Below are 21,601 nucleotides of genomic sequence, written 5' to 3' on the forward strand. Positions count from 1 at the left end.
AAATCCCCTTCGCGAGACTGCCGCCATGCCCCAGTACTGGTTGATGAAATCCGAGCCCGACGAGGTCTCGATCGACGATGCCCTCGCCGCACCCGGTGCCACCGTGGCGTGGACCGGCGTGCGCAACTACCAGGCGCGCAACTTCATGCGCGACGGCATGAAGATCGGTGACGGCGTGCTGTTCTATCACTCGAGCTGTCCCGAGCCCGGCATTGCCGGCATCGCGCGGGTGGCCTCGGGCATCAAGCCCGATCCGACGCAGTTCGATGCGAAGTCGCCGTACTACGACGCGGCCTCGAAGAAGGACGATCCGCGCTGGCTGCTGGTCGACGTGCAGGCGCTGCGCAAGACGCGGCTGCTGTCGCTGCCCGAGCTGCGCGCCAAGCCCGAGCTGGCCGACCTCGTCGTGCTGCGCAAGGGCAACCGGCTGTCGATCACGCCGGTGGAGCCGGCGCACTGGAAGGTCATCGAGAAGATGCTGGCCTGAGCGACGCTGTTCAGGCGACTTTCGACAGGATCGGGAACAGCTTGCCGAGCCCGTCGGCCATCACCTCGACCGCGAGCGCCGCGAGGATCAAGCCCATCAGCCGCGTCATGATGTTGATGCCGGTCTTGCCGAGCACCCGCGCGATCGGCTGCGCGAGCGAAAAGGCCAGCGCGGTCGCCAGCGCCACCACCACGCCGTAGCCGACCAGCAGCCCCAGCTCCCACAGGTGCTGTGTCTTGTCGGCGTAGATCACCACGGTGGAGATCGCGGCCGGGCCGGTGAGCAGCGGGATGGTGAGCGGCACCACCGCGATGGACGCGCCCATCGACGCCTTCACTTCGGTGGCGCGCAACTCATCGACGTTGGTCTTGCTCTCGGCCGGTTGCGCGTTGAGCATCGAGATCGAACTCATGAGCAGCAGCAGCCCGCCGCCGACCTGGAAGCTCGCGATCGAGATGCCGAAGAAGGACAGCAGCTGCAGCCCGATGAGCGCGCTGACGGCGATGACCACGAAGGCGCTGAAGGCCGACATGCGCACCGTGCGCTTGCGCTGGGCGTCGGAGTAGTCCTGCGTGTAGTGGATGAAGAAGGGCACGATGGCCAGCGGGTTGACGATGGCCACCAGCGTGACCAGCGGTTTGATGAGGTCCATGGAGGTGCTCATCGTTATCGTCCTCCGGTCACGTCGAGCAGGGCCATGGTGGTGTAGCTGGCCTCGGGCGAGAGCAGCCACAAGATGGCACCCGCGATTTCTTCGGGGCTGCCGGTGCGCTGCATCGGCACGGTCGGCGCGAGTTCGGCGGCGCGGTCGGGCATGCCGCCGGAGGCGTGGATCTCGGTGTCGATGAGGCCGGGGCGCACGGCGTTGACGCGGATGCCTTCCATGGCGACTTCCTTGGCCAGCCCGATGGTCAGGGTGTCGATGGCGGCCTTGCTGGCCGCATAGTCGACGTACTGGCCCGGCGATCCCAGGCGCGCGGCGCCGCTGGAGATGTTGACGATGGCGCCGCCCGCGCCGCCGTACGTCGTGCTCATGCGCTTCACGGCCTCGCGCGCGCAGACGAAGCTGCCGATCACATTGATGCGGAACATGCGCTCCATGCGCGCCACGCTCATCTCGTCGACGCGCGCCTGCACGTCGACCACGCCGGCGTTGTTCACGAGTGCCGTGAGCCGACCGAGCTTGGCGTCGATCTTCGCGAACATCGCGAGCACCTGGGCCTCGTCGCCCACGTCGGCCTGCACCGCCATGGCGGTGCCGCCGCCTGCGCGGATGGTGCGCACCACCTCGTCGGCGGCCAGCGAGTTGCTGGCGTAGTTCACGGCCACGGCGTAGCCGCGCGTCGCGGCGAGCAAGGCCGTGGCGGCACCGATGCCGCGCCCACCGCCGGTGATCAAGAGCACCTGGTCCAAATCCCACCTCCTGCAGAGAAACTGTGTGTCAGTTAAAACCGTTCGTCCGGATTACATCACCGAGGGCCAGCGCATGACGCGTGAGCGTGAGCGCCGCGTCGGACCGCCCCAACCAAGCTCGCACCGCAGTGCGAAGCACGGAGGTTATTGAATGCACAAGACCATCGACTATTACTTTGCGCCACAGAGCCCGTGGACTTATCTGGGGCATACCCGCTTTGCCGCCATTGCAACGGCCGCCGGCGCCACGGTGCGCGTGCGACCCATCGACATGGGCAGCGTGTTCCCCGTGTCGGGCGGGCTGCCGTTGGGCAAGCGCGCACCGCAGCGCCAGGCCTACCGGCTGCTCGAGCTGGCGCGCTTTTCCCGGCACCTGGGCCTGCCGCTGAACCCGAAGCCGAAGTTCTTCCCGGTGGCCGGCGACGATGCGGCGCGGCTGATCATCGCGGTCGACATGCACGACGGCACCGAGGCCGCGATGCGCATCAGCGCCGCGGTGTTCGCGGCCGTGTGGGTGCAGGAGCGGAACATCGGCGACCCGAACCTGCTCGAAGCCCTGGTCGCGGAGTGCGGCCTGCCGGCCAAGCGCGCCGAGCAATCGCAGAGCCAGGCGGTGCAGGAGCGTTACGAGGCTTACACGCAGGAAGCGATCGACATCCAGGTGTTCGGCGCGCCAAGCTACGTGATCGACGGCGAGATCTTCTGGGGCCAGGACCGCCTCGATTTCGTCGAACGCGCATTGCGCGCGTAACGAACGGCGCGCGCGCAAGCCAAACCACTTTCTTTCCATTCCATCGTTTCAGGAGAACCCCATGGGCCAATTCATCGATCTCACCGCCAAGGATGGCTTCACCTTTCCCGCCTACGTGGCCGAGCCCGTCGGCACGCCGCGCGGCGCCGTGGTGGTGGTGCCGGAAATCTTCGGCGTGAACTCGCACATCCGCTCGGTGGCCGACGGTTATGCGGCCGACGGCTACCTGGCCGTTGCGCCGTCCACCTTCCACCGCGTCAAGCCCGATGTCGAGCTGGGCTACAGCGACGACGACATGAAGACCGGCTTCGGCTACAAGACGGCGGTCGAGGCGCTGCCCGCGCCCGGCGTGCTGCAGGACCTCGAAGCCGCGATTGCCTACGCCTCGAAGGCGGGCAAGGTCGGCATCGTCGGCTACTGCTGGGGCGGCCTGCTGGTCTGGCGCGCCGCGGCCCTGCTGCCGGGCCTGGCCGCTGCCGCGCCTTATTACGGTGGCGGCATGACGACGCCCGAAGAAAGCGCACGCCAGCCGAAGGTGCCGGTGCTCGCGCAGTTCGGCAACCGCGATCACTGGATTCCGCTGGACACCATCGAGGCCTTCAAGAAGGCGCACCCCGAGGTGGAAGTGCATGTGTACGAGGCCGACCACGGCTTCAACTGCGACCAGCGCGGTTCGTACAACGCCGAAGCGGCAAAGCCGGCGCGTGAACGCGTGCTGGCGTTCTTTGCCAAGCACGTCGGCTGATCCGACCGCCACGCTCCAGGCAAAAGCCCGGCAGTGCCGGGCTTTTTCATTGCTTCTATTTCTTGGCGCCGACCCGGGTCTGCAAGAAGTCGAGCAGCGCGCGCAGCGCCGCGCTGTTGTGGCGCCGCTGCAGGTAGGCGGCCGACAGCCACATGTCCTTGCGCGCATAGCCTTCGAGCACCGGCACCAGCTCGCCGCTGTCGATGTGCGACTGCACGAGCAGCGAGGGCAGGTAGATCACGCCGAAGCCGCGCATCGCGACGCGGATCAGCGGCGCGCCTTCGGTGCAATCCATGCGGCTCTTGACCTGCACGTCCAGCGGCTGGCCGTTGTCATCGAAACGCCACACGGGCTGCGTGCCCAGCAATGAATGGGTGAGTGCGTCGTGGTTGGCGAGGTCTTGCGGGTGCGCGGGCTTGCCGTGCTTCTTCCAGTAGACCGGCGAGGCGCAGACCACCATGGGAATGAGCCGCAGCTTGCGCACGATGAGGTTGGCGTCTTCCACCGGGCCGCTGCGGATGTCGACGTCGATGCCTTCCTCGGCGAGGTCGACGGTGCGGTTGGTCAGCTGCAGGCTGATGCTCACGTCGGGGTAGTGGCGCATGAAGTCGGCCAGCAGGTCGGGAAACTCGCCGTTGCCCATGCCGTGCGGCGCCGAGATGCGCAGCCGGCCGCCGGGCTGGCTGGCGCGCTCCTGCAGTTCGGCCTGGGTGAGCTCGACCATTTCGAGCATCGGCGTGCTGCGTTCGAGCAGCAGCTGGCCGGCGTCGGTGAGGCTCACGGAACGCGTGGAGCGGTTGAGCAGGCGCACGCCGAAGCGGGTTTCGAGCTCGGCGACGTATTTGCTGACCGTGGCCTTCGACATGTCGAGCCGCTTGGCGGCCTGGGAGAAGCTGCCGTGCGAGGCGACTTCCCGGAAGGTTTTGATCAGATCGAGACTGTCCATGTCAGTGAGCCCGTTGTTTTTCGCGAGGGAGCGCGGTGCGCCGATTCTCGGGGGTTTCGGCGAACAGGTCCGGCGCGCGCTCTTGGTGTACGCCAGAAGCAGTCAAGCAGTGAATACCCGGATTTTTGCGTGCACAACTTTGTTGACTGATTGTTTCGCTACAGGAAACACCGTGTCTCTGAACCGAGTGTTTTCCCGAAGGAATTCCGGCTGACACTCGCCGCACAGGCGAGCCAACGTGCAAGCCTGGTGGACATCCCATCTAGCCGAACACAAGGAACAGACATGAAGACCTCGCACATTTTCGCAGCCGCCGCCCTGACCCTCCTGGCCGCCACCGGCGTCCAAGCCGAGACGTACCAAGGCGTGACCCAAGTGATCTCGTCCAAGAGCCGCGACGAAGTCAACGCCGAAGCCCAGCGCACCGCCGCAGCCCCGAACCAGAACGTCGTGCGCGGTTCGCGCGGTGCGGAAACCGTGGCCGTGTCGAAGGACCGTTCGATCGTCGAAGCCGAAGCCATCCGCACCGCCTACGCTCCGGACCAGAACGTGACCTCGGGCTCGCGCGTCAACAGCAAGGTCGTCTCGACCATGGTGAACCCGATGGACGCACGCGTTCAAGCCCAGCAAGGTTCGGGCGCCGTCGCCAAGTAATTGGCCATGAAGCCAGCCGCCTTCCGGGGCGGCCCGGGCTGACACAAGAAAGCCACGCATCCGCGTGGCTTTTTTCATGGGCGCTCGAAATAGGGGATCAGCGCGTGCGGGCGAGGTAGCGCTTGCGCCAGAACACCACGACCAGCACCACCGCGATGACCAGCATGGCCGACATCGCGATCCAGAAGCCGTCGGCCTTGTGCACGAGCGGAATGAACTCGAAGTTCATGCCGAAGATGCCCGCGATGAGGTTCAGCGGCAGGAAGATGGCGGTGAGCGCGGTCAGCACCCGCATGATGTCGTTGGCCCGGTGGCCCTGGACGCTGAAGTGCATCTGCACGGCGGTCTCGGCGTTCTGCTCGAGCCGGTGCACGTGGTGCACCACGCGCTGGATGTGTTCCAGCACGTCGCGGCTGCGCACCATGATCAGTTCACGCTCGCGCTGCGCCACCTCGCCTTGCGGGGTGGGCAGTGTTTCGAGCGAATCGATCCAGTCCTGCATGGCGGCGCGCTGGTCTTCGCAGATCTCGTCGAGGCGGTGCAGCGACTGGCGTGCCTCCATGAGCGCGCTCCAGTTGGTGAAGCGGCTGCGCGGGTCGATGAGTTCGGTCTGCCAGTGGTCGAGCTGCTTCGTGAGTTCGCGGCGCATGTCGAGGTAGCCGTCGACGATCAGGTTGACGATGCGCAGCATCAGGTCGGCCGGGCTGGTCGGCAGGCGGGCCGAGGTGGCGCGCACGTCGAGCGCGGGCGTGCCGCGGTCGTCGGGCGAAGCGGCCGCCAGCAGCCGGGCGGCGAAAGCGTCGCGCACGGTGCCGTCTTCGGGGTGGACCGAGAGCAGCACGCGGTCGAATACCGCGAAGCCAACCGGGCGCGTGTCGATGCGGCGCAGCACCGGCGGGCCGCCGCGCGACGGGCGCTGCGGCACCGACGGCTCGCTGGTGTTTGGGGTTTCAGCGCCGTTGCCCGTGGCCAGGCGGCGGAACACCAGCACGTCGTACTGCGAGGTGTAGTCGTAGTGCGAGGGCAGCTGGTCGTTGAGCAGGTCGGCCACGTGCAGGTCGACGAGCTGGGTCTGGCACAGCGTCTGCAGGATCTGCTGCACCTCGGGCTGGGCGGCGCGGAATTCGTCGCGCGTCAGCGAAATCCAGAGGTAGCTGGCGGCGCTGCAGGCGCCCGGCACGGCCAGCGGCGCCAGCGAGGCGTGCTCGCTGACCTGCGAGCGGCTGATTTCGAAGATGCGCATGGACACTCGCCCCTGGTGGTTCTTCTTCCACGCCAGAAGTGCCGTGGAGGTGCGGCAGGCATGCCGCGATAGCTATTATTTTTGTAGCAACCGGGCGGCGTCAAGCGCGAAGTAGGTCAGCACGCCATCGGCGCCGGCGCGCTTGAAGGCCAGCAGGCTTTCGAGCACCACGGCGTCGTGGTCGAGCCAGCCGTTCTGGGCGGCCGCCTTCAGCATGGCGTACTCGCCGCTCACCTGGTAGGCGAAGGTGGGCACGTGGAACTCGTCCTTCACGCGGCGCACGATGTCCAGGTAGGGCATGCCGGGCTTCACCATGACCATGTCGGCGCCTTCGGCGATGTCGATGGCGACCTCTCGCAGGGCCTCGTCGCTGTTGCCGGGGTCCATCTGGTAGACCTTCTTGTTGCTCTTGCCGAGCGTGGCGGACGAGCCGACGGCGTCGCGGAACGGGCCGTAGAAGGCGCTGGCGTACTTGGCGCTGTAGGCCATGATGCGCGTGTGCACGTCGCCGCGGGCTTCGAGCGCGGTGCGGATCGCGCCGATGCGGCCGTCCATCATGTCGCTCGGGGCCACAATATCGACGCCAGCTTGCGATTGTGTGAGTGCCTGCTTCACCAGCACTTCAACGGTGGCGTCGTTGAGGATGTAGCCGGTGTCGTCGAGCAGGCCGTCCTGGCCGTGGCTGGTGTAGGGGTCGAGCGCCACGTCGGTCATGATGCCCAGCTCGGGAAAGCGCGCCTTGAGCGCAGCCACCACGCGGGGAATCAGCCCGTCGGGGTTGAAGGCCTCGTCGCCCGCGGGCGTCTTGAGGCTGGCATCGATCACCGGGAACAGCGCCATCACCGGAATGCCGGCCTGCACGCACTGCTCGGCCACGGGCAGCAGCAGATCGAGGCTCAGGCGCTCCACGCCGGGCATCGAGGCCACGGCGTCGCGGCGCTTTTCGCCTTCCTGCACGAACACCGGGTAGATCAGGTCGTTCGTCGTCAGCGCATGCTCGCGCACCAGGTTGCGGGTGAAGGCGTCGCGGCGCAGCCGTCGCGGGCGGCCGGCGGGGAACATGGCGAGCGGGGAAAATGATGACGTCATATATCTAAAATTGTGCCTGAAGCCTCGGACGGCGCCTCAGGAGGGTTAGAAGCAAGTTGTCTGACAACTACGGAAATTAGTAGAACTTAAGTTCTAGATTTTTGTTGTAAAAGTCAAAGAAACTGCCTCAATCGCTTGAAACCTTGTTTCGTCTTTGTTAAATTCTGAAGCGGGCGGCTTGCCGCTCCCCGCTTTTCCTCCCTGAGCGGGTGCCTTGATGTGTGACAGCAAAAGGGCTTCCCAGCCCGACGTGAAGACGTCGGGCTTTTTTTTTGCCCGAAACCTTGGCAAAGAGCCCCAAAAGGGGTCAGTGTGCAGCCACCACTAAACTGCCGCCATGCTCTGGGTCAAATCTCTTCACATTGTTTTCATTGCCAGCTGGTTTGCCGGACTGTTCTATCTGCCGCGGATCTTCGTCAACCTGGCGATGGTGCCGCCCGAGTCGGTCGCGGAGCGCGAACGCCTGCTGCTGATGGCGCGCAAGCTGCTGCGATTCACGACCTTCCTGGCGGTGCCGGCGCTGGTGTTCGGTGCCTGGCTCTGGCTGGGCTACGGCATCGGTCGCGGCCCGGGCAACGGCTGGATGCACGCCAAATTGGCGTTGGTGCTGGTGGCCATCGGCTATCACCACGGCTGCGGCGTGCTGCTGCGCCGCTTCGCTGCAGGCGGCAACCGCCGCAGCGACCGCTGGTACCGCTGGTTCAACGAGCTGCCCGTGCTGCTGCTGCTGGGCATCGTGATCCTGGTGGTGGTGAAGCCTTTCTGATGCCGTGTCGACGGTAGACATGCCGCACAAGTCTGCCGCGTTCCCCCTGGCGCTGGCGTATGCGGCGCTGATCGTCTATGCCAGCCTGTACCCGTTTGCCGACTGGCGTGACCAGGGGATCGCGCCCTGGGCCTACCTGTCGGCGCCCTGGCCCAAGTACTGGACGGGTTTCGACTTCGGGGTGAACGTGGCGGGCTACGTGCCCTTCGGATTCCTGTGCGCGCTGAGCGTGCTGCGCACGGGCAGCAGTCCCAGTGTGTGGCGTGGGTTGTTGCGCGCCACCGTGGCGGGCGCGGCGATCGCCTTTGCCATGGAGACGCTGCAAAGCTATCTGCCGGCGCGCATTCCTTCCAATGTCGACCTGGGGCTGAACACCGCCGGGACGGTGCTCGGCGCCGTGCTGGCCGCGGCGCTGGAGCGGCTGGGCGCGGTCGCCCACTGGGGTCGCGCGCGCTCGCAGTGGTTCGTCGAGGACGCGCGCGGCGGGCTCGTGCTGCTGGCGCTCTGGCCCTTTGCCCTGCTGTTTCCTGCCGCCGTCACCTTCGGCCTCGGCCAGGTCTTCGAGCGGCTGGAGGCGACGATTTCCGAGTGGCTGCTCGACACGCCCTTCATCGACTGGCTGCCCGTGCGCCAGTTCGAACTGGAGCCGCTGGTGCCGGCCGTGGAGTTGCTGTGCGTGATGCTCGGGGCGCTGGTGCCGTGCCTGCTGGGCTATCTGGTGGCACGCACCGTGGTGCAGCGCGCGGTGCTGCTGCCGCTGATCCTGCTTGCAGGCATGGCGGCCTCGGCCTTGTCGGCGGCCATGAGCTACGGTCCCGAGCATGCGTGGGCGTGGCTCGAGCTGCCGGTGCAGATCGGGCTGGCCGCGGCGGTGTTCGCAGGCGTGCTGCTGCTGTTCGCGCCGCGCCGCTTGTGTGGCGCGCTGCTGCTCATGGGGCTCGTGCTTCAGCTGAGCCTTCTGAACCAGGCGCCCGAGAGCGCCTACTTTGCGCAGACCCTGGCCACCTGGGAGCAGGGCCGCTTCATCCGTTTCCATGGCCTGGCCCAGTGGCTGGGCTGGTGCTGGCCCTTCGCGGTGCTGGTGTATGTGCTGGCCGCACTGTCGCGCCGCCGCCGTCCTGCATCGCCTGCGTCCTGAGCACGCTCATAAAATCGATCGATGCCCAGCACCACTCCCGCCGCGCCGCCCGGCTACTACGGCCGCCACATCTTCTTCTGCCTGAACGAACGCAAGAACGGCGAGGACTCCTGCGCCCTGCACAACGCGCAGGAGGGCTTCGACCGCTGCAAGGCCAAGGTGAAAGAACAGGGGCTCGCCGGGCCCGGCAAGGTGCGCGTCAACAAGGCCGGCTGTCTCGACCGCTGCGCGGGCGGGCCCGTGGCGGTGGTCTATCCCGAGGCCGTCTGGTACACCTTCGTGGACGCGGAAGACATCGACGAGATCGTCGAGTCGCACCTGAAGAACGGCCAGGTCGTCGAGCGGCTGGTGTTGCCGCCCGACGTCGGCCGCTGAACTTTCCTGCGGGCCCCGTGCTCGTACCGTGCACGTTGCCGGCATCGCCGGCCCAGCCAACCCCAGCGCCATGAACTCCCAGACCGAAAAAATCAGCCTCCAGGGCGCCGCGGGCGTGATCGAGGTGCAGCGCGATGTGCCTTCCGGCGAAGCGCGCGGCATCGCGGTGATCGCGCATCCGCACCCGCTGTTCGGCGGCACGATGGACAACAAGGTCGTGCAGACCCTGGCGCGTGCCTTCGTGTCCTGCGGATGGACGGCCGTGCGCTTCAACTTCCGCGGCGTCGGCGCCAGCGAAGGCGCTCACGATGAAGGGCGCGGCGAGCTCGAGGACATGCTGCATGTCGTCGGCCAGCTCGCCCCCGAAGGCCCGCTGGCGATTGCCGGCTTTTCCTTCGGCGCCTTCGTGGCCAGCTGTGCGGCCGAGAAACTCTGGGCCGCACGCGACGTGCGGCAACTGGTGCTGGTGGGCACGGCCGCCTCGCGCTTCTCGGTGGCCACGCTGCCGGCCGACGCGCACGAGCGCGCGCTGGTGGTCCATGGCGAAGCCGACGACACCGTGCCTCTCGCCGCCGTGATGGACTGGGCGCGTCCCCAGTCACTCCCTGTCACGGTAATTCCCGGGGGCGGCCATTTCTTTCACGGACAATTGCCGCTGCTCAAAAGCCTGGTCGCCCGCCATCTGCGCGCGGGCACCGCATGAAAGCCTTCCGGGCTTGTTTTCGCCTCTTCCCACACTCTCCATGAATCGTTTTTTCACTGCGCTTCGCGCATTGGTGCTGACCGCTGCTGCCTCGGTCGGCGTGATCGCCGCCGCCCAGATGCCGGCCCCGCCTGAAATCGCCGCGCGCAGCTACCTGCTGCTCGACGTGACCGCGAACCAGATCCTCGCGCAGAAGGACATCGACAGCCCCATCGAGCCGGCCTCGCTCACCAAGCTGATGACCGCGTACGTCGCGTTCGACGCGCTGCGCGCCAAGAAGATCACGCTGACCCAGACCCTGCCGGTGAGCCCGCGTGCCTGGAAGATGCCCGGCTCGCGCATGTTCATCGACCCCAAGATGCAGGTGCCGGTGGAAGACCTCATCAAGGGTGTGATCGTGCAGTCGGGCAACGACGCCACGGTGGCGCTGGCCGAAGGCGTGGGCGGCACGGTGGAGCACTTCGTCGAGATGATGAACGCCCAGGCCAAGGTGCTGGGCATGAAGAACACCACCTACAAGAACCCCGAAGGCCTCACGGCGCCCGGCCACACGACCACGGCGCGCGACCTGAGCATCCTGGCCACGCGCCTGGTGCGCGACTTCCCCGAAGAAGCCAAGTACTACGCCATCAAGAAGTACCGTTACCCGGGCACGCCGTCGACCAACGACACCAACCGCAACCTGCTGCTGTTCCGCGACCCGACCGTCGACGGCTTGAAGACCGGCCACACCGACGCCGCCGGCTACTGCATGATCGCCACCGCCAAGCGCGACTTCCCGAACCTCACCGGCGGCCGCCGCCTGCTGTCGATCGTGCTGGGCGCCAGCAGCGAGGCTGTGCGCGCCAACGAGTCGCAGAAGCTGCTGAACTGGGGTTACACGGCCTACGACGCCGTGCGCCTGTTCGAAGCCGGCCAGCCCGCCGCCACGCCCGCCGTCTGGAAGGGCAAGGCCAACGTGCTGAAGCTGGGCCGCCCCGAGGCCATCGTGGTCGCGGTGCCGACCGGTTCCGCCAGCAAGATCAAGACGCAGGTGTCGCGCCCCGATCCGCTGGTCGCGCCCTTCACCAAGTACCAGGCCGTCGGCTCGCTCAAGGTCACGCTGGACGACCAGCCCCTGGCCGACGTGCCGCTGGTGGCCCTGGAGCCGGTCGAGCAGGCTGGCGTCTTCGGCCGCGCCTGGGACGCTGTGCGTCTCTGGATCAAGTAAGACGCGGGCAAAAGAGGCCTTGAAACGGACGATGGCGGGCGCTCCAAGCGTCTGACATTGCCATTTCAGGCCTGCCTGCTATACTCGTGGGCTTTTCGGAATTTTCCGAAGGGTTTCACGTTTTCGTTATTCCCGGCTTCCTTGAGTCACGACCAAGGGCGGTTTCGCAACCAGGGCCGGGTTGTTTTGGGACTAATTCATTCATGCCAACCATCAATCAACTGGTGCGTCAGGGTCGAACGGTCGAAAAGATCAATTCGAAGAGCCCTGCCATGCAGAACTCGCCGCAACGTCGCGGTGTCTGCACCCGCGTCTACACCACGACGCCCAAGAAGCCCAACTCGGCGCTTCGTAAAGTTGCCAAGGTCCGTCTGACCAATGGCTTCGAAGTCATCTCCTACATCGGCGGCGAAGGCCACAACCTGCAGGAACACAGCGTCGTGCTGGTTCGCGGCGGTCGTGTCAAGGACTTGCCCGGTGTGCGTTACCACATCGTGCGCGGTTCGCTCGACCTGCAAGGCGTGAAAGACCGCAAGCAGTCGCGTTCCAAGTACGGCGCGAAGCGTCCCAAGAAGGCTTAAGCCTTCCTGTCGTCAAGAAAACAAGCGGTGTTCGATGGCCTTGGCGGGCTTGTCGAGCGAAGTGACCCAATGTCGGGTCGAGTAAGTGAGAGTCCTGACTGGCTCTCGCGGTATCGGAAACGATGCCAACTGAAGCAAAGAGGTTAGAAAAATGCCACGTCGTCGCGAAGTCCCCAAACGTGAAATCCTGCCGGATCCCAAGTACGGCAATGTCGAGCTGTCCAAATTCATGAACGTGATCATGGAAGGCGGCAAGAAGGCTGTTGCCGAGCGCATCATCTACGGTGCCCTCGACTTCATCGAGAAGAAGAACCCGGACAAGGACCCCCTCGAAGCGTTCACCGTTGCCATCAACAACGTGAAGCCGATGGTCGAAGTGAAGTCGCGCCGCGTCGGTGGTGCGAACTACCAGGTGCCGGTCGAAGTCCGTCCTGTCCGTCGCCTCGCCCTGTCGATGCGCTGGATCAAGGAAGCTGCCCGCAAGCGCGGTGAGAAGTCGATGGCCCTGCGTCTGGCCAACGAACTGATGGAAGCCACGGAAGGCCGTGGCGGCGCCATGAAGAAGCGCGACGAAGTGCACCGCATGGCAGAAGCCAACCGCGCATTCAGCCACTTCCGCTTCTAAAAATCACACGTCTCTTGAGCGTTGGGGGTCGAGTGCCAGGCGAAATCGCCCGTGCTCGACGCCCAGCGCTCAACGCATTTAAACCCGAAAGTACACCATGTCCCGCAAGACCCCCATCGAGCGCTACCGCAACATCGGTATCTCCGCGCACATCGACGCTGGCAAGACCACGACGACCGAACGTATCCTGTTCTACACCGGTGTGAATCACAAGATCGGTGAAGTGCACGACGGTGCCGCCACGATGGACTGGATGGAGCAAGAGCAAGAGCGCGGCATCACGATCACCTCGGCTGCCACCACCTGCTTCTGGAAGGGCATGGCTGGCAAGTTCGAAGAACACCGCATCAACATCATCGACACCCCCGGCCACGTGGACTTCACCATTGAAGTCGAGCGCTCGATGCGCGTGCTGGACGGCGCTGTCATGGTGTACGACGCCGTCGGCGGCGTGCAGCCCCAGTCGGAAACCGTCTGGCGTCAGGCCAACAAGTACAAGGTTCCGCGTCTTGCGTTCGTCAACAAGATGGACCGCACCGGCGCCGACTTCCTGCGTGTGCGTCAGATGATGGTGGACCGCCTGAAGGCCAACCCCGTCGTGATCCAGATCCCGATCGGTGCCGAAGAGCACTTCCAAGGCATCGTCGACCTCGTGAAGATGAAGGCGATCATCTGGGATGAAGACAAGGGCATCACGTTCACCTACGGCGACATCCCGGCCAACCTGGCCGATGTGTGCGCCGAGTACCGCGAAAAGCTCGTCGAAGCCGCTGCCGAAGCGAGCGAAGAGCTCATGAACAAGTACCTCGAAGGCAACGAGCTGACCGAAGAGGAAATCAAGGCTGCCATCCGCCAGCGCACCATCGCCGGCGAGATCCAGCCGATGCTGTGCGGCTCGGCCTTCAAGAACAAGGGCGTGCAGGCCATGCTCGACGCCGTCGTCGAATACATGCCCGCTCCGACCGACATTCCTCCGGTCACCGGCACCGACGAAGACGAGGCGCCCGTCACCCGCAAGGCTGACGACGGCGAGAAGTTCTCGGCGCTCGCATTCAAGCTGATGACCGACCCGTTCGTGGGCCAACTGACCTTCGTGCGCGTCTACTCGGGCGTGCTGAGCAAGGGCGACAGCGTCTACAACCCGGTGCGCGGCAAGAAGGAACGCATCGGCCGTATCGTGCAGATGCATGCGAACAACCGCGAAGAAGTCAGCGAAATCCGCGCCGGCGACATCGCCGCCTGCGTGGGCCTGAAGGAAGTCACCACGGGCGAAACCCTGTGCGACCCGGCAGCCGTCGTGACGCTCGAGCGCATGGTGTTCCCGGAATCGGTGATCTCGCAGGCCGTCGAGCCCAAGACCAAGGCCGACCAGGAAAAGATGGGCATCGCCCTGCAGCGTCTTGCGCAGGAAGATCCGTCGTTCCGCGTGAAGACCGACGAAGAATCGGGCCAGACCATCATCGCCGGCATGGGCGAGCTTCACCTTGAAATCATCGTGGACCGCATGAAGCGCGAATTCGGCGTGGAAGCCAACGTGGGCAAGCCGCAAGTGGCCTACCGCGAAACGATCCGCAAGACCGTCGAAGATGCCGAAGGCAAGTTCGTTCGCCAGTCGGGCGGCAAGGGCCAGTACGGCCACGTGATCCTGAAGATCGAGCCGCAGGAAGCCGGCAAGGGCTTCGAGTTCGTCGACGCCATCAAGGGCGGTGTGGTTCCTCGCGAATACATCCCTGCGGTGGAAAAGGGCGTCGTGGAAGCGCTGACGCAAGGCGTGCTGGCGGGCTACCCCGTCGTGGACGTCAAGGTCACGCTGCACTTCGGTTCGTACCACGATGTGGACTCGAACGAAATGGCGTTCAAGATGGCCGCGATCTTCGGTTTCAAGGAAGGCGCCCGCAAGGCCAACCCCGTGATCCTGGAGCCGATGATGGCCGTGGAAGTCGAAACGCCTGAAGACTACGCCGGCAACGTGATGGGCGACCTGTCCTCGCGTCGCGGCATGGTGCAGGGCATGGACGACATGATCGGTGGCGGCAAGTCCATCAAGGCCGAAGTGCCGCTGTCGGAAATGTTCGGCTACTCGACCACGCTGCGCTCGATGTCGCAAGGCCGCGCCACGTACACGATGGAGTTCAAGCACTACGCTGAAGCTCCGCGTAACGTTGCCGAAGCCATCGTGGCCGCTCGCGCCAAGTAAATTCAAGAATGCAGGGCCATGCAGTGCATGGCCCTTCTTGTCTGCGATCCGGTGCCGCCCTGTTCCCGTGCGGGGCGAACCAGCAATCGGATGCAGACATAAAACCAACACACGGGACATGCTCTTTCAAGGATTGAAAAATGGCAAAAGGTAAATTCACCCGCACCAAGCCGCACGTGAACGTGGGCACGATCGGTCACGTTGACCACGGCAAGACCACGCTGACGGCTGCGATCGCAACCGTTCTGTCGTCCAAGTTCGGCGGCGAAGCCAAGGCTTACGACCAGATCGACGCAGCGCCCGAAGAAAAGGCCCGCGGCATCACGATCAACACCGCGCACGTCGAGTACGAAACGGCCAACCGCCACTACGCACACGTCGACTGCCCCGGCCACGCCGACTACGTGAAGAACATGATCACGGGCGCCGCTCAGATGGACGGCGCCATCCTGGTGTGCTCGGCCGCTGACGGCCCGATGCCCCAGACCCGTGAACACATCCTGCTGGCTCGCCAGGTGGGCGTGGGCTACATCATCGTTTTCCTGAACAAGTGCGACATGGTCGACGACGCCGAGCTGCTCGAGCTGGTCGAAATGGAAGTGCGCGAGCTGCTCGACAAGTACGAGTTCCCTGGCGACGACACCCCCATCATCCACGGCTCGGCCAAGCTCGCCCTCGAAGGCGACAAGGGCAAGCTGGGCGAAGAAGCCATCCTGAAGCTGGCCGAAGCGCTGGACACGTACATCCCCACGCCTGAGCGCGCTGTGGACGGCACGTTCCTGATGCCCGTCGAAGACGTGTTCTCGATCTCGGGTCGCGGCACCGTGGTGACCGGCGCTGTCGAGCGCGGCGTGATCAAGGTCGGCGAAGAAATCGAAATCGTCGGCATCCGCCCGACCGTCAAGACCACCTGCACCGGCGTGGAAATGTTCCGCAAGCTGCTGGACCAAGGTCAGGCTGGCGACAACGTCGGCGTGCTGCTGCGCGGCACGAAGCGCGAAGAAGTCGAGCGCGGCCAAGTGCTGTGCAAGCCCGGCTCGATCAAGCCGCACGTGCATTTCACCGCCGAGGTGTATGTCCTGTCCAAGGACGAAGGCGGCCGTCACACGCCGTTCTTCAACAACTACCGTCCGCAGTTCTACTTCCGCACGACGGACGTGACCGGCGCGATCGAGCTGCCCGCGGACAAGGAAATGGTCATGCCCGGCGACAACGTCAGCATCACCGTCAAGCTGATCAACCCGATCGCGATGGAAGAAGGCCTGCGCTTCGCCATCCGTGAAGGCGGCCGTACCGTGGGTTCGGGCGTCGTGGCCAAGATCCTCGACATCTAAGCTGGAAGCAAAGGAATCACCATGGCTACCAAGCAAAAGATCCGCATCCGCCTGAAGGCATTCGACTACAAGCTGATCGACCAGTCGGCCGCTGAAATCGTGGACACCGCCAAGCGCACCGGCGCGATCGTCAAGGGCCCCGTGCCCCTGCCGACCCGCATGAAGCGTTTCGACATCCTGCGTTCGCCGCACGTCAACAAGACGTCGCGCGACCAGCTGGAAATCCGCACGCACCAGCGCCTGATGGACATCGTTGATCCCACCGACAAGACCGTGGACGCGCTGATGAAGCTCGACCTGCCGGCCGGCGTCGACGTCGAGATCAAGCTGCAGTAATTCGACCTCGCGTCGCATTCCGAGCACAGCCCGCCTGCAGCAATGCAGGCGGGCTTTTTTGTGCTTCACGTTTGTTTATCAACTGTGGCATCCTCGCGCACCGGCCTGCAGGACGCAGTGCGCCGGGGCTGAAACGAGGGCAGCACACGTGATAAGCCAGAAGTTCTCTTTTGCATTCGGTGCGGCGTGCACCGCCGCGGCATTGCTGGCAGGTTGCGGTGGGGGAGGCGGTGGCGGAGGAGGCGGCGGCGCCGGATTTCCCATCGGTCTGCCGATCGTGCTGAACCCGGTCGCCCTGAGCGGGAAGGCCACCTACGATTCGGTACCGAACAACGACGGCCCCCTCCTGTACGCGAGCACCACGGCCAAGCCGGTGCGCGGCGCCACGGTGGAAGTGCTCGATGCCAACACATCGGTGCAGCTCGCGGTGACCACCACGGATGACAGTGGCAATTACACAGTCTCGGTGCCGGCCAATACCAACATCACCGTGCGCGTCCGGGCCCAGCTGACCCGGACCGGTCCGGGTGCCACCTGGGATGTGACGGTGCGGGACAACACCCGCAGCGACGCGCTGTACTCGATGCAGTCGGCGAGCTTCTCGTCGGGCAATACAGCATTGACGCGCGACCTGCGCGCGGACAGCGGCTGGGGCGGTTCGGGATACACCGGGACGCGGGTCGCGGCGCCGTTCGCCGTGCTCGACACGGTCCATACCTCCATGCAGAAGGTGCTGTCGGTGGCGCCGGCTTCGGCGTTTCCTTCGCTGAAGATTTTCTGGAGCACGGACAACGCGCCGTCCACGTCCATCAACCTCGCAGCAGGGCAGATCGGCACGACCTTCTTTTTCAACAACGGAAGCAGTGGTCGGCAGATCTATGTGCTGGGCAAGGAGAACGTCGACACCGACGAATTCGACGCGCCGGTGATCGCGCACGAATGGGGTCACTACTACCAATCGGCCTTCAGTCGGGACGATTCGATGGGCGGCGCGCATGACGGGGACGACCGCCTCGACCGGCGGCTCGCTTTTTCCGAAGGCTGGGGCAATGCGTGGTCGGGCATCGCGCTGAACCGGAGCAACTACGTGGACTCGACGGGTGCGCAGCAGGGCGATGGCGGGCGACTGGATCTGTCTGTCGGGCCGCCGAGCGGCACGACCCCGGGCTGGTTCCGCGAACTGTCGGTCCAGGCCATCCTGTGGAACCTCAACCGGCAGGCCGGCTTCAAGCCCATCCACGACACCTTGACCGGTTTCCAGTTCCGCGGCGGGGCGCCGGTCACGTCGATCCATGCCTTTGCCGCAGCGTTCAAGGTGGCGTCGCCCGGCAGCACGTCGGCGCTGACGGGCCTGTTGAGCGCGCAGAACATCAGCTCCAGCGACGCGTACGGCGCGGGCGAATCGAACGATGGCGGGGTGCCCGGCGCGCTGCCGATGTACGGAGCCCTGACGGTGGGCCCGGCGCCAAGCAACGCCTGCGTCTCCAATGCGGCGGGCACAGGCAACAAGCACGGCAACATCGCCTATCTGCGCTTCATCGCGCCGGCGGACCGGGAGTACCGGGTCTCGATCGGGGGCGCCACGGTGCCGGACTTCGATCTCTTCAGGGGCGGGGAGATCGCCCGGTCGGGAAATACGGTCAGCCTGGGCGCGGGTGAGTACGTTCTGGCGGTGAGGGATGCTGCAATGGCCTCGACCCCCATCTCGCAGAAATGCCTCACCGTTCTCGTCCAGCAACAGTAGGAGGCCCAGCCATGACCCTGAATACTCGCTTCCCCTCGGCTGTGGCATTGACCTGGCTTGCCGTGTCCATGTTTCCGGTGTTGGCCCTGGCTGACGGGATGCCGTCGGCGCGCACCACTGCGAAGCTGTCGACTTCGGCTCAGAAGGGCGCAGCCACCCCTTGGGTGACCGCGTCGAGAAAACCCAACGACTCCGGCGTCAAGCTGCAGTACCGGCTGGATGGCGCGCCGCAGGCGGGCAAGCCGACCGTGGTCGTTCTGCAGTTCGACGGCGTCAGTGACCCGGCGGGCGCTGGCGTCACGCTGACGGTCGATGCGGGCCTGACGCTGTCCGGCAACGCGTCGCTGAGCCTGCCGCCGGGGCAACGCTCCGACGCCTTCGTCACGGTGGTCAGCGAAGGCGACGGCCTGGCCTACCTGAACGTGTTCATCAAGCAGGGCGGGCGGACCAGTGCCATTTCCATCCCGATCCAGACCGGCTCGGCGGCCCCCGCCATGAAGGGCAATGGCGAGATCAAGTCGCTGCCCAGCGGCGACCACATCATTTCGCTGCCTGCGAAATAGGCCCGAAAGCCGTTCCCAACGGGGTCGGAAATCCCTGAATCCAGTCCGAACAGGGCCACTTGCGCCCCGGTTCGACTGCGGGCTATAATCTCTGGCTCTGCCCTTGTTGCGTCCGTTCGGGCGTCGTTCTGGCAGGGATTTATCAACCTTCTCTCGCAGGCCGGGAAACCAGCCAAACGCTGTCGCCAATTGAAGTGGCAGCGGCGAAGGAAGTCTTCCATTTTTGGAGAAAACAAATGAGTCTGAGCAACTCCCTCGGGTTGCTGGGCCGCAAGGTGGGGATGATGCGTCTCTTCACCGATGACGGGGACGCAGTTCCTGTCACGGTGGTGGATGTGTCCAACAACCGTGTGACCCAGATCAAGTCCCAAGAGACCGATGGCTACGTCGCCCTGCAGGTGACGTTCGGTTCGCGCAAAGCATCGCGCGTGACCAAGCCCCAAGCCGGCCACCTTGCCAAGGCAGGTGTCGAAGCTGGTGAAATCATCCAGGAATTCCGCGTCACCGCCGATACCGCAGGTCAGCACAAGGCTGGCGGCGTCATCGCGGCAAGCAGCGTGTTCTCCGTGGGCCAGAAGGTGGACGTGCAAGGCACGACCATCGGCAAGGGCTTCGCCGGCACGATCAAGCGTCACAACATGAGCTCGCAGCGCGCGTCGCACGGTAACAGCCGTTCGCACAACGTGCCCGGCTCGATCGGCATGGCACAAGACCCCGGTCGCGTGTTCCCCGGCAAGCGCATGACGGGCCACCTCGGCGACGTCACCCGCACGACGCAAAACCTCGACGTGTTCCGCATCGACGAAGCACGTCAGCTGCTGCTCATCAAGGGCGCGATCCCGGGTTCGAAGGGTGGCTTCGTCACCGTGCGTCCCGCCATCAAGGCCAAGCCGCAAGCGGCTGAAGGAGCGAAGTAATGCAACTCGAACTCCTGAACGAACAAGGCCAGGCCGCGTCGAAGTACGACGCCCCCGAGACCGTGTTCGGCCGTGACTACAACGAAGACCTGGTCCACCAGATCGTCGTTGCATTCCAGGCTAACGCTCGCCAAGGCACGCGCGCCCAGAAGGACCGCGAACAGGTCAAGCACTCGACCAAGAAGCCTTTCAAGCAAAAGGGAACGGGCCGCGCCCGTGCCGGTATGACGTCCTCGCCCCTGTGGCGCGGAGGCGGCCGCATTTTCCCGAACATGCCTGACGAAAACTTCTCGCAGAAGATCAACAAGAAGATGTACCGCGCCGGCATGGCCGCCATCTTCTCGCAGCTCGCTCGCGAAGGCCGTCTGGCCGTGGTCGATTCGCTGACTGTGGATTCGCCCAAGACGAAGCCGCTGGCAGCCCGTTTCAAGGCAATGAATCTCGAGTCCGTGCTCGTGATCGCCGAAGAAGTCGACGAAAACCTGTACCTTGCCTCGCGCAATCTGGTCAACATCCTCGTGGTCGAACCCCGTTACGCCGATCCGGTGTCGCTGGTTCACTACAAGAAGGTGCTGGTCACCAAGGGTGCCGTCGACAAGCTCAAGGAGATGTTCGCATGAGCCGCGTGAACCCCACCCCTGCACAACGTAAGTTCGACGAAGGCCGTCTCATGAACGTGCTGGTCGCACCGATCGTGTCCGAAAAGGCCACGATGGTCGGCGAGAAGTCGAACGCTGTCACTTTCAAGGTGCTGCAAGACGCCACCAAGCCCGAGATCAAGGCCGCTGTTGAACTGATGTTCAAGGTCGAAGTCCAGGGCGTGTCGGTGCTCAACACCAAGGGCAAGACCAAGCGCTTTGGCAAGTCCATCGGCCGCCGCGACAACGTTCGCAAGGCTTATGTGACGCTGAAGGCCGGTCAAGAGCTCAACCTCGTCGGGGAAGGCGCTTAATCATGGCCGTCATCAAGATGAAACCCACTTCGCCGGGCCAACGCGGCGCGGTGAAGATTTCGCGTGACCACCTGCACAAGGGTGCCCCTCACGCAGCCCTGCTGGAACCCCAGTTCCAGAAGGCCGGCCGTAACAACAACGGTCACATCACGATCCGCCATCGTGGCGGTGGTGCCAAGCACCACTACCGCATTGTCGACTTCGTGCGCAACAAGGACGGCATCCCGGCCAAGGTCGAACGCATCGAGTACGACCCGAACCGCACCGCCCACATCGCTCTGGTCTGCTACGCCGACGGCGAGCGCCGCTACATCATCGCCCCGCGCGGTCTGGAAGCTGGTGCAACCCTGATGTCGGGCGCCGAAGCCCCGATCCGCGCCGGCAACACCCTGCCGATCCGCAACATCCCCGTGGGTTCGACGATCCACTGCATCGAACTGCAACCCGGCAAGGGTGCGCAGATCGCTCGTTCGGCCGGTACCTCGGCCACGCTGCTGGCCCGTGAAGGCGTCTACGCCCAGGTCCGCATGCGTTCGGGCGAAGTCCGCCGCATTCACATCGAATGCCGCGCGACCATCGGTGAAGTGGCGAACGAAGAACACAGCCTGCGCCAGCTCGGCAAGGCCGGTGTGAAGCGTCACATGGGTATCCGCCCGACCGTTCGCGGCGTGGTGATGAACCCGGTCGACCACCCGCACGGTGGTGGCGAAGGCAAGACTGGCGAAGGCCGCCATCCTGTCGACCCGTGGGGCAATCTGACCAAGGGCTATCGCACCCGTAACAACAAGCGCACGCAGGTCTTCATCGTGTCGCGTCGCAAGAAGTAAGGGAT

25 protein-coding genes are annotated in these 21,601 nt (G+C 64.8%); 20 read left to right on the forward strand and 5 right to left on the reverse strand.

Annotated elements, in window-relative coordinates:
• Positions 1 to 25: 25 nt before the first annotated feature.
• Positions 26 to 487 (forward strand): EVE domain-containing protein, encoded by a 462-nt coding sequence (locus GFK26_RS09465; RefSeq protein WP_153281765.1) that lies wholly within the window; start codon positions 26 to 28, stop codon positions 485 to 487.
• A gap of 10 nt (positions 488 to 497) precedes the next feature.
• On the opposite strand, the gene GFK26_RS09470 is transcribed toward GFK26_RS09465, so the two are convergent.
• The gene (locus tag GFK26_RS09470; protein WP_099793548.1) at positions 498 to 1,151 is read right to left on the reverse strand and encodes a MarC family protein; all 654 of its coding nucleotides are present in this window, start codon (positions 1,149 to 1,151) and stop codon (positions 498 to 500) included.
• A 2-nt stretch (positions 1,152 to 1,153) separates the two neighbouring features.
• Entirely contained in the window at positions 1,154 to 1,900 is a 747-nt protein-coding gene (locus GFK26_RS09475; RefSeq protein ID WP_153281766.1) for an SDR family oxidoreductase, read from the reverse strand.
• 151 nt (positions 1,901 to 2,051) lie between these two features.
• Here GFK26_RS09475 and GFK26_RS09480 point away from each other — a divergent pair, with 151 nt between their 5' ends.
• Together GFK26_RS09480 and GFK26_RS09485 are read left to right on the forward strand one after the other, a co-directional pair.
• Positions 2,052 to 2,651: a 2-hydroxychromene-2-carboxylate isomerase gene (locus tag GFK26_RS09480; protein WP_153281767.1), complete on the forward strand. Its 600-nt coding sequence runs from the start codon at positions 2,052 to 2,054 to the stop codon at positions 2,649 to 2,651.
• Positions 2,652 to 2,712: 61 nt separating this feature from the next.
• Positions 2,713 to 3,396 (forward strand): dienelactone hydrolase family protein, encoded by a 684-nt coding sequence (locus tag GFK26_RS09485; protein WP_101491336.1) that lies wholly within the window; start codon positions 2,713 to 2,715, stop codon positions 3,394 to 3,396.
• A gap of 55 nt (positions 3,397 to 3,451) precedes the next feature.
• Here the strand turns inward: GFK26_RS09485 and GFK26_RS09490 are convergent, their stop codons facing one another.
• Positions 3,452 to 4,342 (reverse strand): LysR family transcriptional regulator, encoded by an 891-nt coding sequence (locus GFK26_RS09490; protein ID WP_153281768.1) that lies wholly within the window; start codon positions 4,340 to 4,342, stop codon positions 3,452 to 3,454.
• Between the two features lie 285 nt (positions 4,343 to 4,627).
• On the opposite strand from GFK26_RS09490, the gene GFK26_RS09495 reads away from it, so the two are divergent.
• The gene (locus tag GFK26_RS09495; protein ID WP_101491334.1) at positions 4,628 to 4,996 is read left to right on the forward strand and encodes a DUF4148 domain-containing protein; all 369 of its coding nucleotides are present in this window, start codon (positions 4,628 to 4,630) and stop codon (positions 4,994 to 4,996) included.
• A gap of 97 nt (positions 4,997 to 5,093) precedes the next feature.
• Here GFK26_RS09495 and GFK26_RS09500 read toward each other — a convergent pair whose 3' ends face one another.
• Positions 5,094 to 6,239, reverse strand: a complete 1,146-nt coding sequence (locus GFK26_RS09500; protein WP_153281769.1) for a magnesium transporter CorA family protein — start codon at positions 6,237 to 6,239, stop codon at positions 5,094 to 5,096.
• 75 nt (positions 6,240 to 6,314) lie between these two features.
• The gene (hemB, locus tag GFK26_RS09505) at positions 6,315 to 7,301 is read right to left on the reverse strand and encodes a porphobilinogen synthase (protein WP_099793536.1); all 987 of its coding nucleotides are present in this window, start codon (positions 7,299 to 7,301) and stop codon (positions 6,315 to 6,317) included.
• Between the two features lie 364 nt (positions 7,302 to 7,665).
• Between hemB and GFK26_RS09510 the strand changes: the two genes are divergently transcribed.
• From GFK26_RS09510 to rplB, 16 genes are all read left to right on the forward strand, one after another.
• A complete protein-coding gene (locus GFK26_RS09510; protein ID WP_062478845.1) occupies positions 7,666 to 8,094 on the forward strand; it encodes a CopD family protein in 429 nt (142 codons plus the stop codon).
• Between the two features lie 19 nt (positions 8,095 to 8,113).
• Complete coding sequence (locus GFK26_RS09515; protein ID WP_153281770.1) at positions 8,114 to 9,232, forward strand: VanZ family protein; 1,119 nt, start codon at positions 8,114 to 8,116, stop codon at positions 9,230 to 9,232.
• A 21-nt stretch (positions 9,233 to 9,253) separates the two neighbouring features.
• Entirely contained in the window at positions 9,254 to 9,607 is a 354-nt protein-coding gene (locus GFK26_RS09520; protein ID WP_153281771.1) for a (2Fe-2S) ferredoxin domain-containing protein, read from the forward strand.
• A 70-nt stretch (positions 9,608 to 9,677) separates the two neighbouring features.
• Positions 9,678 to 10,310: an alpha/beta hydrolase gene (locus GFK26_RS09525; RefSeq protein ID WP_153281772.1), complete on the forward strand. Its 633-nt coding sequence runs from the start codon at positions 9,678 to 9,680 to the stop codon at positions 10,308 to 10,310.
• A 40-nt stretch (positions 10,311 to 10,350) separates the two neighbouring features.
• A complete protein-coding gene (locus GFK26_RS09530) occupies positions 10,351 to 11,520 on the forward strand; it encodes a D-alanyl-D-alanine carboxypeptidase family protein (RefSeq protein WP_153281773.1) in 1,170 nt (389 codons plus the stop codon).
• Between the two features lie 203 nt (positions 11,521 to 11,723).
• A complete protein-coding gene (gene rpsL / locus GFK26_RS09535) occupies positions 11,724 to 12,101 on the forward strand; it encodes a 30S ribosomal protein S12 (RefSeq protein ID WP_013543948.1) in 378 nt (125 codons plus the stop codon).
• A 151-nt stretch (positions 12,102 to 12,252) separates the two neighbouring features.
• Positions 12,253 to 12,726, forward strand: coding sequence for a 30S ribosomal protein S7 (gene rpsG, locus GFK26_RS09540; protein WP_007829591.1), 474 nt, complete (start codon positions 12,253 to 12,255; stop codon positions 12,724 to 12,726).
• Positions 12,727 to 12,823: 97 nt separating this feature from the next.
• On the forward strand, positions 12,824 to 14,923 hold the full coding sequence (gene fusA / locus GFK26_RS09545) for an elongation factor G (RefSeq protein ID WP_153281774.1): 2,100 nt from the start codon (positions 12,824 to 12,826) through the stop codon (positions 14,921 to 14,923).
• Positions 14,924 to 15,063: 140 nt separating this feature from the next.
• A complete protein-coding gene (tuf, locus tag GFK26_RS09550; RefSeq protein WP_099793527.1) occupies positions 15,064 to 16,257 on the forward strand; it encodes an elongation factor Tu in 1,194 nt (397 codons plus the stop codon).
• Between the two features lie 21 nt (positions 16,258 to 16,278).
• Positions 16,279 to 16,593: a 30S ribosomal protein S10 gene (rpsJ, locus tag GFK26_RS09555; protein ID WP_007838118.1), complete on the forward strand. Its 315-nt coding sequence runs from the start codon at positions 16,279 to 16,281 to the stop codon at positions 16,591 to 16,593.
• Between the two features lie 148 nt (positions 16,594 to 16,741).
• Positions 16,742 to 18,337 carry a carboxypeptidase-like regulatory domain-containing protein gene (locus tag GFK26_RS09560; protein WP_228121956.1) on the forward strand — a complete coding sequence of 532 codons (1,596 nt, stop codon included), beginning with the start codon at positions 16,742 to 16,744 and terminating at the stop codon, positions 18,335 to 18,337.
• Between the two features lie 11 nt (positions 18,338 to 18,348).
• A complete protein-coding gene (locus tag GFK26_RS09565; protein WP_153281775.1) occupies positions 18,349 to 18,900 on the forward strand; it encodes a hypothetical protein in 552 nt (183 codons plus the stop codon).
• A 236-nt stretch (positions 18,901 to 19,136) separates the two neighbouring features.
• Positions 19,137 to 19,817: a 50S ribosomal protein L3 gene (rplC, locus tag GFK26_RS09570; protein WP_153281776.1), complete on the forward strand. Its 681-nt coding sequence runs from the start codon at positions 19,137 to 19,139 to the stop codon at positions 19,815 to 19,817.
• Entirely contained in the window at positions 19,817 to 20,437 is a 621-nt protein-coding gene (gene rplD, locus GFK26_RS09575) for a 50S ribosomal protein L4 (protein WP_013543942.1), read from the forward strand. Before rplC ends, rplD begins: the two co-directional genes overlap by 1 nt.
• Complete coding sequence (gene rplW / locus GFK26_RS09580; protein ID WP_056576559.1) at positions 20,434 to 20,769, forward strand: 50S ribosomal protein L23; 336 nt, start codon at positions 20,434 to 20,436, stop codon at positions 20,767 to 20,769. The genes rplD and rplW overlap by 4 nt, the downstream gene beginning before the upstream one ends.
• Positions 20,770 to 20,771: 2 nt before the next feature.
• Positions 20,772 to 21,596: a 50S ribosomal protein L2 gene (rplB, locus tag GFK26_RS09585; protein WP_056576555.1), complete on the forward strand. Its 825-nt coding sequence runs from the start codon at positions 20,772 to 20,774 to the stop codon at positions 21,594 to 21,596.
• Positions 21,597 to 21,601 lie beyond the last annotated feature (5 nt).

Origin of the sequence: Variovorax paradoxus (assembly GCF_009498455.1) — a bacterium.
Classification (GTDB): Bacteria; Pseudomonadota; Gammaproteobacteria; order Burkholderiales; family Burkholderiaceae_C; genus Variovorax; species Variovorax paradoxus_H.

What these genes read in the sequence shown, in the direction of transcription:
- GFK26_RS09465 (WP_153281765.1), top strand. Translation starts at nt 26, where the DNA reads ATGCCCCAGTACTGGTTGATGAAATCCGAGCCCGACGAGGTCTCGATC.
- GFK26_RS09470 (WP_099793548.1), bottom strand. Translation starts at nt 1,151, where the DNA reads ATGAGCACCTCCATGGACCTCATCAAACCGCTGGTCACGCTGGTGGCC.
- GFK26_RS09480 (WP_153281767.1), top strand. Translation starts at nt 2,052, where the DNA reads ATGCACAAGACCATCGACTATTACTTTGCGCCACAGAGCCCGTGGACT.
- GFK26_RS09485 (WP_101491336.1), top strand. Translation starts at nt 2,713, where the DNA reads ATGGGCCAATTCATCGATCTCACCGCCAAGGATGGCTTCACCTTTCCC.
- GFK26_RS09490 (WP_153281768.1), bottom strand. Translation starts at nt 4,342, where the DNA reads ATGGACAGTCTCGATCTGATCAAAACCTTCCGGGAAGTCGCCTCGCAC.
- GFK26_RS09495 (WP_101491334.1), top strand. Translation starts at nt 4,628, where the DNA reads ATGAAGACCTCGCACATTTTCGCAGCCGCCGCCCTGACCCTCCTGGCC.
- GFK26_RS09500 (WP_153281769.1), bottom strand. Translation starts at nt 6,239, where the DNA reads ATGCGCATCTTCGAAATCAGCCGCTCGCAGGTCAGCGAGCACGCCTCG.
- hemB (WP_099793536.1), bottom strand. Translation starts at nt 7,301, where the DNA reads ATGTTCCCCGCCGGCCGCCCGCGACGGCTGCGCCGCGACGCCTTCACC.
- GFK26_RS09510 (WP_062478845.1), top strand. Translation starts at nt 7,666, where the DNA reads ATGCTCTGGGTCAAATCTCTTCACATTGTTTTCATTGCCAGCTGGTTT.
- GFK26_RS09515 (WP_153281770.1), top strand. Translation starts at nt 8,114, where the DNA reads ATGCCGCACAAGTCTGCCGCGTTCCCCCTGGCGCTGGCGTATGCGGCG.
- GFK26_RS09520 (WP_153281771.1), top strand. Translation starts at nt 9,254, where the DNA reads ATGCCCAGCACCACTCCCGCCGCGCCGCCCGGCTACTACGGCCGCCAC.
- GFK26_RS09525 (WP_153281772.1), top strand. Translation starts at nt 9,678, where the DNA reads ATGAACTCCCAGACCGAAAAAATCAGCCTCCAGGGCGCCGCGGGCGTG.
- GFK26_RS09530 (WP_153281773.1), top strand. Translation starts at nt 10,351, where the DNA reads ATGAATCGTTTTTTCACTGCGCTTCGCGCATTGGTGCTGACCGCTGCT.
- rpsL (WP_013543948.1), top strand. Translation starts at nt 11,724, where the DNA reads ATGCCAACCATCAATCAACTGGTGCGTCAGGGTCGAACGGTCGAAAAG.
- rpsG (WP_007829591.1), top strand. Translation starts at nt 12,253, where the DNA reads ATGCCACGTCGTCGCGAAGTCCCCAAACGTGAAATCCTGCCGGATCCC.
- fusA (WP_153281774.1), top strand. Translation starts at nt 12,824, where the DNA reads ATGTCCCGCAAGACCCCCATCGAGCGCTACCGCAACATCGGTATCTCC.
- tuf (WP_099793527.1), top strand. Translation starts at nt 15,064, where the DNA reads ATGGCAAAAGGTAAATTCACCCGCACCAAGCCGCACGTGAACGTGGGC.
- rpsJ (WP_007838118.1), top strand. Translation starts at nt 16,279, where the DNA reads ATGGCTACCAAGCAAAAGATCCGCATCCGCCTGAAGGCATTCGACTAC.
- GFK26_RS09565 (WP_153281775.1), top strand. Translation starts at nt 18,349, where the DNA reads ATGACCCTGAATACTCGCTTCCCCTCGGCTGTGGCATTGACCTGGCTT.
- rplC (WP_153281776.1), top strand. Translation starts at nt 19,137, where the DNA reads ATGAGTCTGAGCAACTCCCTCGGGTTGCTGGGCCGCAAGGTGGGGATG.
- rplD (WP_013543942.1), top strand. Translation starts at nt 19,817, where the DNA reads ATGCAACTCGAACTCCTGAACGAACAAGGCCAGGCCGCGTCGAAGTAC.
- rplW (WP_056576559.1), top strand. Translation starts at nt 20,434, where the DNA reads ATGAGCCGCGTGAACCCCACCCCTGCACAACGTAAGTTCGACGAAGGC.
- rplB (WP_056576555.1), top strand. Translation starts at nt 20,772, where the DNA reads ATGGCCGTCATCAAGATGAAACCCACTTCGCCGGGCCAACGCGGCGCG.